The 13,820-nt window shown below is 69.1% G+C and carries 12 protein-coding genes; all 12 read left to right on the top strand.

Going from position 1 to position 13,820, the window contains the following annotated elements; translation table 11 throughout:
* Positions 1 to 3 precede the first annotated feature (3 nt).
* Positions 4 to 1,077: a threonine synthase gene (gene thrC, locus OHA03_RS06995; RefSeq protein WP_267001807.1), complete on the top strand. Its 1,074-nt coding sequence runs from the start codon at positions 4 to 6 to the stop codon at positions 1,075 to 1,077.
* A 255-nt stretch (positions 1,078 to 1,332) separates the two neighbouring features.
* Positions 1,333 to 2,250: a homoserine kinase gene (gene thrB, locus OHA03_RS06990; protein WP_267001805.1), complete on the top strand. Its 918-nt coding sequence runs from the start codon at positions 1,333 to 1,335 to the stop codon at positions 2,248 to 2,250.
* A gap of 384 nt (positions 2,251 to 2,634) precedes the next feature.
* The gene (rho, locus tag OHA03_RS06985; RefSeq protein WP_267001803.1) at positions 2,635 to 4,707 is read left to right on the top strand and encodes a transcription termination factor Rho; all 2,073 of its coding nucleotides are present in this window, start codon (positions 2,635 to 2,637) and stop codon (positions 4,705 to 4,707) included.
* 368 nt (positions 4,708 to 5,075) lie between these two features.
* Entirely contained in the window at positions 5,076 to 6,179 is a 1,104-nt protein-coding gene (locus tag OHA03_RS06980) for an LCP family protein (RefSeq protein WP_267001800.1), read from the top strand.
* A 182-nt stretch (positions 6,180 to 6,361) separates the two neighbouring features.
* Complete coding sequence (gene rpmE, locus OHA03_RS06975) at positions 6,362 to 6,586, top strand: 50S ribosomal protein L31 (RefSeq protein WP_030971552.1); 225 nt, start codon at positions 6,362 to 6,364, stop codon at positions 6,584 to 6,586.
* 190 nt (positions 6,587 to 6,776) lie between these two features.
* Positions 6,777 to 7,853, top strand: a complete 1,077-nt coding sequence (prfA, locus tag OHA03_RS06970; protein ID WP_267001796.1) for a peptide chain release factor 1 — start codon at positions 6,777 to 6,779, stop codon at positions 7,851 to 7,853.
* 42 nt (positions 7,854 to 7,895) lie between these two features.
* Positions 7,896 to 8,741, top strand: coding sequence for a peptide chain release factor N(5)-glutamine methyltransferase (prmC, locus tag OHA03_RS06965; protein WP_030971548.1), 846 nt, complete (start codon positions 7,896 to 7,898; stop codon positions 8,739 to 8,741).
* 61 nt (positions 8,742 to 8,802) lie between these two features.
* Positions 8,803 to 9,450 (top strand): L-threonylcarbamoyladenylate synthase, encoded by a 648-nt coding sequence (locus OHA03_RS06960; RefSeq protein WP_030915951.1) that lies wholly within the window; start codon positions 8,803 to 8,805, stop codon positions 9,448 to 9,450.
* Entirely contained in the window at positions 9,447 to 10,088 is a 642-nt protein-coding gene (locus OHA03_RS06955) for a protein-tyrosine-phosphatase (protein WP_267001792.1), read from the top strand. The genes OHA03_RS06960 and OHA03_RS06955 overlap by 4 nt, the downstream gene beginning before the upstream one ends.
* Before the next feature lie 97 nt (positions 10,089 to 10,185).
* A complete protein-coding gene (glyA, locus tag OHA03_RS06950; protein ID WP_267001790.1) occupies positions 10,186 to 11,451 on the top strand; it encodes a serine hydroxymethyltransferase in 1,266 nt (421 codons plus the stop codon).
* Positions 11,452 to 11,543: 92 nt separating this feature from the next.
* Positions 11,544 to 12,929 carry an MraY family glycosyltransferase gene (locus OHA03_RS06945; RefSeq protein WP_267001788.1) on the top strand — a complete coding sequence of 462 codons (1,386 nt, stop codon included), beginning with the start codon at positions 11,544 to 11,546 and terminating at the stop codon, positions 12,927 to 12,929.
* Between the two features lie 262 nt (positions 12,930 to 13,191).
* Complete coding sequence (locus tag OHA03_RS06940) at positions 13,192 to 13,629, top strand: hypothetical protein (RefSeq protein ID WP_267001786.1); 438 nt, start codon at positions 13,192 to 13,194, stop codon at positions 13,627 to 13,629.
* Positions 13,630 to 13,820 lie beyond the last annotated feature (191 nt).

Genomic DNA, 13,820 nt, shown 5'->3' with positions numbered 1-13,820 from the left:
CCCATGACCAGCAAGGGCACCCACCAGTGGCGCGGCATCATCGAGGAGTACCGGGACCGTCTTCCGGTCACGAGCACGACGCCGGTTGTCACGCTTCGTGAGGGTGGCACGCCGCTCGTTCCCGCTCAGGTCCTCTCCGAGCGCACGGGCTGCGAGGTGCACCTCAAGGTGGAGGGCGCCAATCCCACCGGGTCCTTCAAGGACCGCGGTATGACGATGGCGATCACCCGGGCCAAGGAGGAAGGTGCCAAGGCCGTCATCTGCGCCTCCACCGGCAACACCTCCGCCTCCGCCGCCGCGTACGCGGTGCGGGCGGGCATGGTCTGCGCCGTCCTCGTACCGCAGGGCAAGATCGCGCTCGGCAAGATGGGCCAGGCGCTCGTCCACGGCGCCAAGATTCTCCAGGTCGACGGCAACTTCGACGACTGCCTGACGCTGGCCCGCTCGCTCTCGGACAACTACCCGGTGGCACTGGTCAATTCGGTCAATCCGGTCCGTATCGAGGGCCAGAAGACCGCGGCGTTCGAGATCGTCGACGCGCTCGGCGACGCCCCCGACATCCATGTCCTCCCGGTCGGCAACGCGGGCAACATCACCGCGTACTGGAAGGGTTACACGGAGTACGCCGCGGATTCCATGTCGACGCACAAGCCGCGCATGTGGGGCTTCCAGGCCTCGGGCTCCGCGCCCATCGTCCGCGGCGAGATCGTCAAGGACCCGTCGACCATCGCCACCGCGATCCGGATCGGCAACCCGGCCTCCTGGCAGTACGCGCTGGACGCGCGCGACGAGTCGGGCGGCTTCATCGACGAGGTGACGGACCGTCAAATTCTGTCCGCCTACCGTCTGTTGGCCTCTCAGGAGGGTGTCTTCGTCGAGCCCGCCTCGGCCGCATCGGTCGCCGGTCTACTCAAGGCTGCCGAAGAGGGCAAGGTCGACCCCGGCCAGAAGATCGTCTGCACGGTCACCGGCAACGGTCTGAAGGATCCGGACTGGGCCGTCGCGGGTGCTCCGCAGCCCGTCACCGTACCGGTCGACGCCGCCACCGCCGCGGAGAAGCTCGGCCTCGTGCAGTAAAGACATCAGCAGCTCAACCGCCCCTTTTCGGGGCGGAGAGCGCATAGGAGGCGTGCGACACGCATCGTGCGCCTCCTGTGCGCCCTATGTCGCGACAGAACCTTCCTTCGATAAGCTGTAGTCAACCCGCCCCGCCGCAATTGCCGCGGTGTCGCCTTCGTGGCCGTCGGGTTCTCCACAGGCTTACGAAATATCCACCGCCACAATCCCCGCCGCAGCAATCCCCACTGCCTCACAAGGAGAGTCGTCGAAGCGATGGCCGGTCCCGCCTTCCGAGCCGCCGCCGTCCGGGTGCGCGTCCCCGCTACCAGCGCCAACCTGGGCCCGGGTTTTGACGCCCTCGGCCTGTCGCTGGGGCTGTACGACGACGTCGTCGTCCGCGTCGCCGACTCCGGCCTGCACATCGACATCGCCGGCGAGGGTGCCGACACCCTGCCCCGCGACGAGAGCCACCTCCTCGTGCGCTCCCTGCGTACGGCCTTCGACCTGCTCGGCGGACAGCCCCGCGGCCTGGAGATCGTCTGCGCCAACCGCATCCCGCACGGGCGTGGCCTCGGTTCCTCCTCCGCGGCCATCTGCGCCGGTATCGTCGCGGCCCGCGCCGTGACCACCGGTGGCGATGCCCGGCTCGACGACGCGGCACTGCTGGAGCTTGCCACCGAGATCGAGGGCCACCCCGACAATGTGGCGGCATGCCTGCTCGGCGGCTTCACGCTGGCCTGGATGGACGGCGGCTCCGCCCGCGCGATCAGGATGGATCCCTCGGATTCCATCGTTCCGGTGGTTTTCGTCCCCGGCAAGCCGGTGCTCACCGAGACCGCCCGCGGACTGCTGCCGCGTACCGTCCCGCACGTCGACGCCGCGTTCAACGCCGGCCGTGCGGGCCTCCTGGTCGAGGCCATGACCCGGCGCCCCGAGTTGCTGCTCGCCGCGACCGAGGACCGGCTGCACCAGGAATACCGCGCCCCCGCAATGGCCGAGAGCGTGGAACTTGTGAACCGACTGCGCGCCGACGGCGTCCCTGCAGTCATCTCCGGTGCCGGGCCGACCGTGCTCGCGCTGGCCGAGGACGGTGCGGCCGACAAGGTCGCACGGCTGGCGGGCGAGGGATGGGCGGCCAACCGGCTCACTCTCGACGCCTCGGGTGCGAGTGTCCTGCCGCTCGCCCCGTAGCGAGAAGTGATTGCCGGTGAGTGAGAGGGGGAATGTTTGTTGGAGCCGGTAGTGTTAACCTCAAGTCTGCAATCGACGTCTATGTGGCGCGTTGCTTCGTGTCCCTTTCCGGGGCCACCATTTCTTCCGAGAGCCTCCCCAACTGCCTGAGCAGCCTGCCTGAGCAGTTTCGAGCACGCTCCGGAACCGGCACGACACCCCTCGCTTGTCCAGGAGTGGGCCGAGCAGGGGGATGCTCGCGTCGGACCCTTGCACATTCATCTCTCCGCCGTACCCGGCGGACCACCGCCCCGGCACGGTCCGCAAGATCCAAAGACCGCAGTCGGACAGCACAACCGGTCGCCGAGCCAGAAGGCCGACGTCCGCTCCAGGGAAGGACCCTTCGTGAGCGACACCACCGATCTGATGGGCGTGACTGCCGACAAGACCGTCGACAGCTCCGCGCCCGCCGAAGGTGCTGCCACTGGCACCACCGCACGGCGCCGCCGCTCCGGCACCGGCCTCGATGGCATGGTCCTGGCCGAGCTGCAGCAGGTCGCGTCCGGCCTCGGCATCAAGGGCACTGCGCGGATGCGCAAGAGCCAGCTGATCGAGGTCATCAAGGAGGCGCAGGGCGGAAGCGCTGCGCCCAAGGCTGCCGCAGCGCCCGCCGCCGCGGACGCCGAGACCAAGCCGAAGCGCCGCGCCACCTCCAAGGCGCGCACGGGGGACGAGTCCGCCGCCGCGCCCGCCGAGAAGGCCACGGCCCAGCAGCAGATCGACATCCCCGGCCAGCCGGCCAGCGACGACCAGCCCACGGGTGAGCGTCGTCGGCGCCGTGCGACCGCGCAGGCGGGCAGCCCGGACGTCAAGGCGGAGCCCAAGGCCGAGGCCAAGGTGGAGACGCAGGCCGAGCCGAAGGGCGAGGACCGCGCCGAGGCGAAGGCCGAAGCCGCCGTGGACACCGCCGAAGGCCGCCGTGGCGACCGTGGCGACCGTGGCGACCGCGGTCAGCGTGGCGAACGCGGTGAGCGTGGCGACCGCGGCGACCGCCGTGACCGTCAGCGCGACCGCCGCGGCAAGGGCGACGAGCAGGGCGGTGGCCAGGGCCAGCAGGGCGGCCAGCGCCAGCAGCGCCAGGGCCAGAGCCAGGGCCAGAGCCAGGGCCAGAGCCAGAGCCAGGGTCAGGGCCCGCAGGGTGGCGGCGGACCGCAGGACGACGGTTACGACGACGAGGCAGGCGGCCGTCGCGGTCGCCGTGGCCGCTACCGCGACCGCCGTGGCCGCCGTGGCCGCGACGACTTCGCGAGCGACGCGCCGCCGGTCTCCGACGACGACGTCCTGATCCCCGTCGCGGGCATCCTGGACATCCTCGACAACTACGCGTTCATCCGGACCTCCGGCTACCTGCCGGGCCCGAACGACGTGTACGTGTCGCTCGCCCAGGTCCGCAAGAACGGCCTGCGCAAGGGTGACCACGTCACCGGTGCGGTGCGCCAGCCCAAGGACGGCGAGCGCCGCGAGAAGTTCAACGCGCTGGTCCGCCTCGACTCGGTCAACGGCATGGCTCCCGAAAGCGGCCGCGGCCGCCCGGAGTTCCAGAAGCTGACCCCGCTGTACCCGCAGGACCGGCTCCGTCTGGAGACCGACTCCAACGTCCTGACGACGCGGATCATCGACCTGGTCGCACCGATCGGCAAGGGCCAGCGTGGTCTGATCGTGGCCCCGCCGAAGACCGGCAAGACCATGATCCTGCAGGCGATCGCCAACGCGATCACCGTCAACAGCCCCGAGTGCCACCTGATGGTCGTCCTGGTCGACGAGCGTCCGGAAGAGGTCACCGACATGCAGCGGTCGGTGAAGGGCGAGGTCATCTCCTCGACCTTCGACCGTCCCGCCGAGGACCACACCACCGTCGCCGAGCTGGCCATCGAGCGCGCCAAGCGTCTCGTCGAGCTGGGTCACGACGTGGTCGTCCTGCTGGACTCGATCACCCGCCTCGGCCGCGCGTACAACCTCGCGGCCCCGGCATCCGGTCGCATCCTGTCCGGTGGTGTCGACTCGACCGCGCTCTACCCGCCGAAGCGCTTCTTCGGTGCCGCGCGCAACATCGAGGACGGCGGCTCGCTGACCATCCTGGCCACCGCGCTCGTCGAGACCGGCTCGCGCATGGACGAGGTGATCTTCGAGGAGTTCAAGGGCACCGGCAACATGGAGCTCAAGCTCGACCGGAAGCTCTCGGACAAGCGCATCTTCCCGGCGGTGGACGTCGACGCGTCCAGCACCCGTAAGGAAGAAATCCTGCTCGGCAGCGACGAGTTGGCGATTGTCTGGAAGCTGCGCCGGGTGCTGCACGCACTCGACCAGCAGCAGGCGATCGAGCTACTCCTGGACCGGATGAAGAAGACCCAGTCCAACGCGGAGTTCCTGCTCCAGATCCAGAAGACGACGCCCGCTCCGGGCAACGGCAACGACTGACGTCGTACCGCTCAGGCAGTCGTCACAGGGCCGCCCCCGTCACCTCGGTGACGGGGGCGGCCCTGTTCCCGTGCATCGTTTTCCGGCCTTTCGGCAGATCCGCCCGATCCGAGACCTTCGCCACACGGCTACCGTTCCGCTCCGGGCCCCGACGATGCCTGTAACGGGCAAGAAACCGCAGGTGAGCGCGGGATCACCGGCCGTTCCACGCCATCGTGTGCGGCTTCCGTCCTCACCCGGTCACGACAGGGTGCTGTGCAACCCTTTTTCGAGCCACCACGTCGTACTCATAGCGACAAAGCGACAGAACCAGTGCCCGAACACCACTGCAGGGGGTAGCCGGGGGCAGGCGAGGATCGAGGAGACGGATGACCGGGCAGAGCGGGAGCAACGGCCGAATACGCGGCACCGGCAAGCGCCGGAAGGAGCCTTCCCGCCGCCGCAGGGCGACGGCCATCGCCGCCTGGACCGTGGCCGGTGTGGTCGTCGTGGGCGGTACGGGCCTGGGGTACGCGTACTTCAAGCTCAACGGAAATCTCAAGGCCGTCGACATCAACGCCGCGCTCGGCAAGAACCGCCCCGCCGATGTCGACAACGGCTCGCAGGACATCCTCGTCCTCGGCTCCGACTCCCGCTCCGGCGCGAACTCCGAGTACGGCAGGGACGAAGGCACCGCCCGCTCGGACACCGCGATGGTCGTGCACCTCAATCAGGGCCACAGGACCGCGAGCGTCGTCTCCATCCCGCGCGACACCCTCGTCACCCGCCCCGACTGCACGAGCGACACCAGCGGCAAGACCGTACCGGGCCGGCAGCGCGCGATGTTCAACACGGCGTACGAGGTCGGCGGGCCGGCCTGCGCGGTCAAGACCGTCGAGGCGATGTCCGGCATCCGCATGGACCACTACCTCGAAGTCGACTTCACGGGCTTCAAGAAGCTCATCGACCAGCTGGGCGGCGTCAAGATCACCACCACGCAGGCGATCAACGACTCCAAGAGTCATCTGAATCTGACGCCCGGCACCCACACCCTCGACGGAGAGCAGTCGCTCGGCCTGGTACGCACCCGCAAGAGCGTCGGCGACGGCAGCGACCTCGGCCGCATCCAGCTGCAGCAGGCCTTCATCAAGGCGCTGATGGAACAGGCGAAGACCGTGGGGGTGTTCTCCGACCCGAAGACACTGTTCGGCCTCGCGGACACGGCCACAAAGGCCATCACCACCGACTCCGACCTGGGTTCGGTCAAGGAGCTCACGGGCTTCGCCAACGGCCTCAAGGGGCTCGGTTCGAGGAACGTCCACATGGTCACGCTGCCCGTGCAGTACGACCCGGCCGACCCGAACCGCGTCGTACCGCTGGAGAAGTCCGCACAGCAGGTGTGGACCGCCCTCAAGCAGGACAAGCCGATCCCCGCCTCCGCCATCGAGAAGTCGGCCGGTGACAAGGGCGAGGCCGGCCAGGTCGTCCGGTAGGACCACCGCAGTCCGGTGACCCGGTATGCGCGGAACGTTTCGGAACGCTCGGGAATAGTTGCGGCCCGCCCCCGGTTTTGGGAGATGCGGCTGGTCCTGGCAGACTGGTACGTCGGCCCCGGTTCACGGATGCGCAAATCCGCGTGTACGACCCGGCGCCCTCCCGAACCTAGGAGACACCCTTGAAGCGCGACATTCACCCCGAGTACGTCGAGACGCAGGTCAGCTGCACCTGTGGCGCGTCGTTCACCACGCGGTCCACCATCGGCGGCGGCGCCATCCGTGCCGACGTCTGCTCCGAGTGCCACCCGTTCTACACGGGCAAGCAGAAGATCCTCGACACCGGTGGCCGTGTGGCCCGCTTCGAGGCCCGCTTCGGCAAGGCTGCAGGCTCCGCCAGCAAGTAGCGAGCCCTTGCGCCGGTTCTCGGCGCCCTCTTCCCGGGGGCGCCGAGACCGGCGTTTTTTTCCGGCCGGGGGGTACGGGCCAGTCCCCGCAGCCCCGACCGGACAGCACCACGCCTTCCAGCAGGCACGTCGAAGTCACTTCCCCGAGCTCTTGATGAGCAGGGGATACCCCCACCCCCAGGAGCCCCCGATGTTCGAGGCGGTCGAGGAACTGATCGGCGAACAGGCCGATCTTGAGAAGAAGCTCGCGGATCCCGCGGTCCACGCCGACCAGGCCAACGCGCGCAAGCTCAACAAGCGCTACGCCGAGCTGACCCCGATCGTCGGTACGTACCGCTCCTGGAAGCAGACCGGGGACGACATCGAGACCGCCCGCGAGTTCGCGGCGGACGACCCCGACTTCGCCGCCGAGGTGAAGGACCTGGAGAAGCAGCGCGAGGAGCTCACCGAGAAGCTCCGCCTCCTCCTGGTCCCGCGCGACCCCAGCGACGACAAGGACGTGCTCCTGGAGATCAAGGCGGGCGCGGGCGGCGACGAGTCCGCCCTGTTCGCCGGCGATCTGCTGCGCATGTATCTGCGGTACGCCGAGCGCGTCGGCTGGAAGACCGAGATCATCGACTCCACCGAGTCCGAGCTCGGCGGGTACAAGGACGTCCAGGTCGCCGTGAAGACCAAGGGCGGCAACGGCGCCACCGAGCCCGGCCAGGGTGTGTGGGCCCGGTTGAAGTACGAGGGCGGCGTGCACCGCGTGCAGCGGGTGCCGTCCACCGAGTCCCAGGGCCGCATCCACACATCGGCAGCCGGTGTGCTCGTCACGCCCGAGGCGGAGGAGGTCGACGTCGAGATCCACGCCAACGATCTCCGTATCGACGTCTACCGCTCCTCGGGCCCCGGCGGCCAGTCCGTCAACACGACGGACTCCGCCGTCCGCATCACGCACCTGCCGACCGGTGTCGTGGCCTCCTGCCAGAACGAGAAGAGCCAGCTCCAGAACAAGGAGCAGGCGATGCGTATCCTGCGGTCGCGACTGCTTGCCGCAGCCCAGGAGGCGGCCGAGCAGGAAGCTTCGGACGTCCGGCGCAGCCAGGTGCGTACCGTCGACCGTTCCGAGAAGATCCGCACGTACAACTTCCCGGAAAACCGGATCTCGGACCACCGCGTCGGATTCAAGGCGTACAACTTGGACCAGGTGCTCGACGGTGAACTGGACGCAGTCATCCAGGCTTGCGTCGACGCCGACTCCGCCGCCAAGCTCGCCGTCGCATAAGCAACACCCCGCCCCGCCCGTGAAACCGTACGGAGAACCGCGATGAACCTGCTGCTCGCCGAGGTGGCCCAGGCCACCCAGCGGCTGGCCGACGCCGGTGTACCCTCACCGCGATTCGACGCGGAGGAGCTCGCCGCGTTCGTGCACGGCGTCAAGCGGGGCGAGCTGCACAATGTGCCGGACGCGGACTTCGACGCGCGGTACTGGGAGGCCATCGCCCGCCGCGAGGCCCGCGAGCCGCTCCAGCACATCACCGGTCGCGCCTTCTTCCGCTACCTGGAGCTCCAGGTGGGCCCCGGCGTCTTCGTCCCCCGCCCGGAGACGGAATCGGTCGTCGGCTGGGCGATAGACGCCGTCCGCGCGATGGACGTCGTCGAGCCGATGATCGTCGACCTCTGCACGGGATCGGGCGCCATCGCCCTCGCCATGGCCCAGGAGGTGCCGCGCTCGCGCGTGCACGCCGTGGAGCTGTCCGAGGAGGCCCTCACCTGGACGCGGAAGAACGCCGAGGGGTCCAGGGTCACCGTGCACCGCGGAGACGCCCTGACGGCCCTTCCCGAGCTCGACGGCCAGGTCGACCTGGTCATCTCCAACCCGCCGTACATCCCGCTCACCGAGTGGGAGTACGTGGCACCCGAGGCCCGTGACCACGATCCGGAGATGGCGCTCTTCTCCGGCGAGGACGGTCTCGACACCATCCGCGGCATCGAACGCACCGCACACCGTCTGCTGCGCCCCGGCGGTCTCGTCGTCATCGAGCACGCCGACACCCAGGGCGGTCAGGTGCCGTGGATCTTCACCGAGGAGCGGGGCTGGGCCGACGCGGCCGACCACCCCGACCTGAACGGGCGCCCCCGGTTCGCCACGGCCCGCAAGGCCATGCCGTGACCGGCGCCCCGCACGCGCACCCGCACGACCCGTACCCGTACACGCTTGAGGAGGCCGGCTGATGGCACGGCGATACGACTGCAACGACGCGACCGACCGTACGACGGGTCTGCGCGAAGCCGCGTCCGCCGTGCGCCGCGGCGAACTGGTCGTGCTGCCCACCGACACCGTGTACGGGATCGGCGCGGACGCCTTCAGCTCCGAAGGCGTCGCCGACCTGCTCGACGCCAAGGGTCGCGGCCGCAACATGCCCACCCCTGTCCTGATCGGCTCGCCGAACACCCTGCACGGCCTGGTCACCGACTTCTCCGAGCAGGCCTGGGAGCTCGTCGACGCCTTCTGGCCCGGCGCCCTCACGCTCGTCGCGAAGCACCAGCCGTCGCTCCAGTGGGACCTCGGCGACACCCGCGGCACCGTCGCCGTCCGGATGCCGCTGCACCCGGTCGCGATCGAGCTGCTCACCGAGGTCGGTCCGATGGCCGTCTCCAGCGCCAACCTCACCGGACACCCGTCTCCCGAGGACTGCGACGCAGCCCAGGAGATGCTCGGCGACTCCGTCTCCGTCTACCTCGACGGCGGCCCGACCCCCGGCATCGTGCCGTCCTCCATCGTCGACGTCACGGGCAAGGTGCCGGTACTGCTGCGCGCCGGTGCGCTCTCCGTCGAGGAACTCCGCAAGGTGGTACCCGACCTCGAGGTGGCCAATTGACCGCCCCTGAGGGGCGTGGCATAGCGGGGCGGACCGATACTTTCCGCATCCTCCACGTCAGCACCGGCAACGTCTGCCGCTCGCCGATCACCGAGCGGCTGACCCGCCATGCCCTGGTGGATCGCCTCGGCGATCCGCTCAGCGGCGGCCTGATCGTGGAGAGCGCCGGCACCTGGGGGCACGAAGGCGCCCCCATGGAGGCCAACGCCGAGATCGTCCTGGCCGACTTCGGCGCCGACGCCACCGGTTTCGTCGGGCGCGAACTGCTCGACGAGCACGTGATCCGCGCCGACCTCGTCCTCACCGCGACCCGCGACCACCGCGCCCAGGTGATCTCGATGGGTCACTCGGCCGGCCTGAGGACGTTCACGCTCAAGGAATTCACCCGGCTGGTCCGGGCCATAGACCCCGCAACGCTGCCCGACCCGCGCGACGAGGGCGTCGTCGAACGCGCCCGCGCGCTGGTCCGCGCGGCAGCCGCGCTGCGCGGCTGGCTGCTGGCCCCCACCGCCGAGGCCGACGAGGTGTACGACCCGTACGGCGCCCCGATCACGTTCTTCCGCTCCGTCGGCGACGAGATCAACCAGGCCCTCGACCCGGTGGTCACCGCACTGACGGGCGTACCGGCCCCGCACTGACGCGTCCGGGGGCAGCGCGCAGCAGGCAGCGAGCCGGGTACTGGCCTACCTTGGATCTGACGCCAGCGCACCCCCACCCCAGGCCCGGAGCCGTCAGATGTCGGTCACCACCCCCGCCGCACCCTCCTCCGCCCACGTCACCGCCCTGCCGCAGGACTTCGCAGCCCTGATCCGGGAGGACCCGGAGATCGCCGATGTGCTGCTGGGGGAGCTGAACCGGCAGTCGAGCACGCTGCAGCTGATCGCCGCCGAGAACTTCACCTCGCCCGCGGTCCTTGCCGCCCTCGGCTCACCGCTCGCCAACAAGTACGCCGAGGGGTATCCCGGCGCCCGCCACCACGGCGGCTGCGAGATGGCCGACGCCGCCGAATTCATCGCCGTCCAGCGGGCCACCACGCTCTTCGGCGCCGAGCACGCCAACGTCCAGTCGCACTCCGGCTCCTCGGCCGTCCTCGCGGCGTACGCGGCGCTGCTGCGCCCCGGCGACACGGTCCTCGCGATGGGACTCCCGTACGGCGGACACCTCACGCATGGTTCGCCCGCCAACTTCTCCGGCCGCTGGTTCGAGTTCATCGGCTACGGGGTCGACTCCGACAGTGGTCTGATCGACTACGAGCAGGTGCGCACGCTGGCCCGCACCCACCGGCCCAAGGCGATCGTCAGCGGCTCGATCTCGTACCCCCGTCACCCCGACTACGAGGTGTTCCGCGAGATCGCCGACGAGGTCGGCGCGTATCTGATCGCCGATGCGGCACATCCGATGGGGCTGATCGCCGGGGGAGCTGCGCCCAGTCCCGTCCCGTACGCCGATGTGGTGTGCGCCACCACGCACAAGGTGCTGCGCGGGCCGCGCGGCGGCATGATCCTGTGCGGCGCGGAGCTGGCCGAGCGGATCGACCGGGCGGTCTTCCCCTTCACCCAGGGCGGGGCGCAGATGCACACGGTCGCGGCCAAGGCGGTGGCGTTCGGGGAGGCGGCGACACCGGCGTTCACGGGGTACGCCCATCAGGTGGTGGCACATGCGCGGGTGCTGGCGGCCGGTCTGGAGGCCGAGGGCTTCGAGGTGACCACCGGCGGCACGGACACCCATCTGATCGTCGCCGACCCGGCGCCGCTCGGCGTCGACGGCCGCACCGCCCGCGAGCGGCTCGCGGCTGCGGGCATGGTGCTGGACACCTGCGCGCTGCCGTACGGGGACGCCCGGGGCATCAGGCTCGGCACCGCCGCGGTCACCACCCAGGGAATGGGCGACGCCGACATGGCGCGGATCGCGGTGCTCTTCGGGGCGGCGGTACGTGAGGAAGGCGACGTCCGAGCAGAGGTGAAGGAACTGACAGGGAAATATCCCCCCTATCCGGGGTAGACGTGGCTCGTGCAACCATCACCCGTACCTCCGTGTCCTCAATCATGAGGCCGACGTAGTTAAGGTGTGGGCTGAGATGGCCGGCGATATCTGTGGGGCAGCCCGTGCGTGATTACTTGCTGACACTGTGTGTCACGGCCGCGGTGACCTATCTGCTGACCGGTCCGGTGCGGAAGTTCGCTATCGCGGTCGGGGCGATGCCCGCGATCCGAGCGCGTGACGTCCACCGAGAACCGACACCGCGGCTCGGTGGCATCGCCATGTTCGGCGGGCTGTGCGCCGGACTGATCGTCGCGGACCATCTGTACAACCTCGACGGCGTCTTCCAGCTCTCCAACGAGCCACGGGCGCTGCTCTCCGGCGCCGCCCTGATCTGGCTGATCGGCGTCCTCGACGACAAGTTCGAGATCGATGCGCTGATCAAGCTCGGCGGGCAGATGATCGCCGCCGCGGTCATGGTCATCCAGGGTCTGACCATCCTGTGGCTGCCGATCCCCGGCATCGGCACGGTCGCCCTCACCCAGTGGCAGGGCACGCTGCTCACCGTCGCACTGGTCGTCATCACGATCAACGCCGTAAACTTCGTCGACGGCCTGGACGGCCTGGCGGCCGGCATGGTGTGCATCGCCTCCGCCGCGTCCTTCCTCTACACGTACCGGCTCTGGTACGGGCACATGATCGAGGCGGCCGCCCCCGCGACGCTCTTCACCGCGATCCTGATGGGCATGTGCCTCGGCTTCCTGCCGCACAACATGCATCCCGCCCGGATCTTCATGGGCGACTCCGGATCGATGCTGATCGGCCTCGTGCTGGCGGCCGGCGCGATCTCCGTCACGGGCCAGGTCGACCCCGACGCGATGAAGCTCTTCGCGGGCAGTGAGCGCGAGGCCACCCACGCGATGCTGCCGGTCTTCATCCCGCTGCTGCTGCCGCTGACCATCATCGCGATCCCGGCCGCCGACCTGGTGCTGGCGATCGTGCGGCGTACCTGGAACGGCCAGTCGCCGTTCGCGGCGGACCGCGGCCATCTGCACCACCGGCTGCTGGAGATCGGCCACTCGCACAGCAGGGCCGTGCTGATCATGTACTTCTGGTCGGCTCTGATCGCCTTCGGGACGGTCGGCTACTCCGTGCACTCGGCTTCGCTGTGGATCGTGCTGGTCATCGTGGGGCTGAGCGCGGTGGGCCTGGTCCTGCTGCTGATGCCCCGCTTCACCCCGCGCGCACCGCGCTGGGCGGAGCGCTTCGTGCCGCCTCGCTACCGCCGAGGGGACCGCCACGGCGAGGAGTCGGGGGCGGCGCCCTCGGCTGCGTACGGGACCCAACAGGAGCCCAGAGAAACGCAGATGGGGCAGGGCGCGGACGAGCACCAGGGGCGGCGCCCGGTCGTCGCGGGAGTCTCCGGCGTCAACGGAGCGACCGCGATCGGCCCCCGTTCGCGTCTCCCGGAGAGACACAAAGCCGATACGGCCCGCTAACGATTCGGGCACCGAAGGGCATTACCAGACAAAGCATTGAGTTGTCTTGCTCACACGCGCGGGTTAACTCTCATGTGTGACGGCGACCACACTTTCTTGGTAAAGACCTCATCAAATAGTTTGTGATACCGTTCACTAAGCCCGGTGACGGAGCCGAAGGAGCCTGATGAGAGGCTCCATTGGCCCGAGGCATCGACTCGAACCGGGCCTACGCTCGTCCATGACGACACACTGCCCACCCCCTGCAAGCGGAGCTGCCGCCATGCCGTCCAACGACGTCCGGACTCTCCTTCAAGCCGCCGTACCCACCGCTGTCGCCGGCGCTGTTGCCGCCGCCATCAGCGGTGGCGTTGCCGGCGGCAAGGGAGCCCTGGGCGCGGTCGTTGCGACGATCGTGGTGATCCTCTTCATGGGGATCGGCCTCATGGTCCTGCAACGGACCGCGAGGTCCCTGCCCCACTTGTTCCAGGCGATGGGGCTGATGCTGTATACGGCTCAGCTTCTGCTGCTGTTCATCTTTGTCGCCGCATTCAAGAACACGACGCTGTTCAACCCGAAGGCCTTCGCGATCACGCTGGTTGCGACGACTCTCGTGTGGATCGGCGCACAGGCGCGTGCGCACATGAAGGCCAAGATCCTTTACGTCGAGCCCGAGTCCGACCAGGGCGACAAGCCCAAAAACACGGGCTCGCAGACGTGAAAGGTAGGGGCGGAATAAGTGCACGTTCTGGACCCTGCTATCGTCCGGTTCCAACTGCGGCACTGCGGGCGCGGGCATGTGAGCTGACGCCTGCTCGATCGCGAGGCTCAATGCCTGACTGCCGCTCACACATCCGTAACACCAGTCCAGTGCCGAACCGCGGCTGCGCGCCGCGCCGACACAACGAGGTT

This window comes from Streptomyces sp. NBC_00154 (genome assembly GCF_026342835.1).
Taxonomy (GTDB): Bacteria; Actinomycetota; Actinomycetes; order Streptomycetales; family Streptomycetaceae; genus Streptomyces.
Note: the sequence above shows the minus strand (reverse complement) of the source record. Positions and strands in the feature narration are given on the sequence as shown.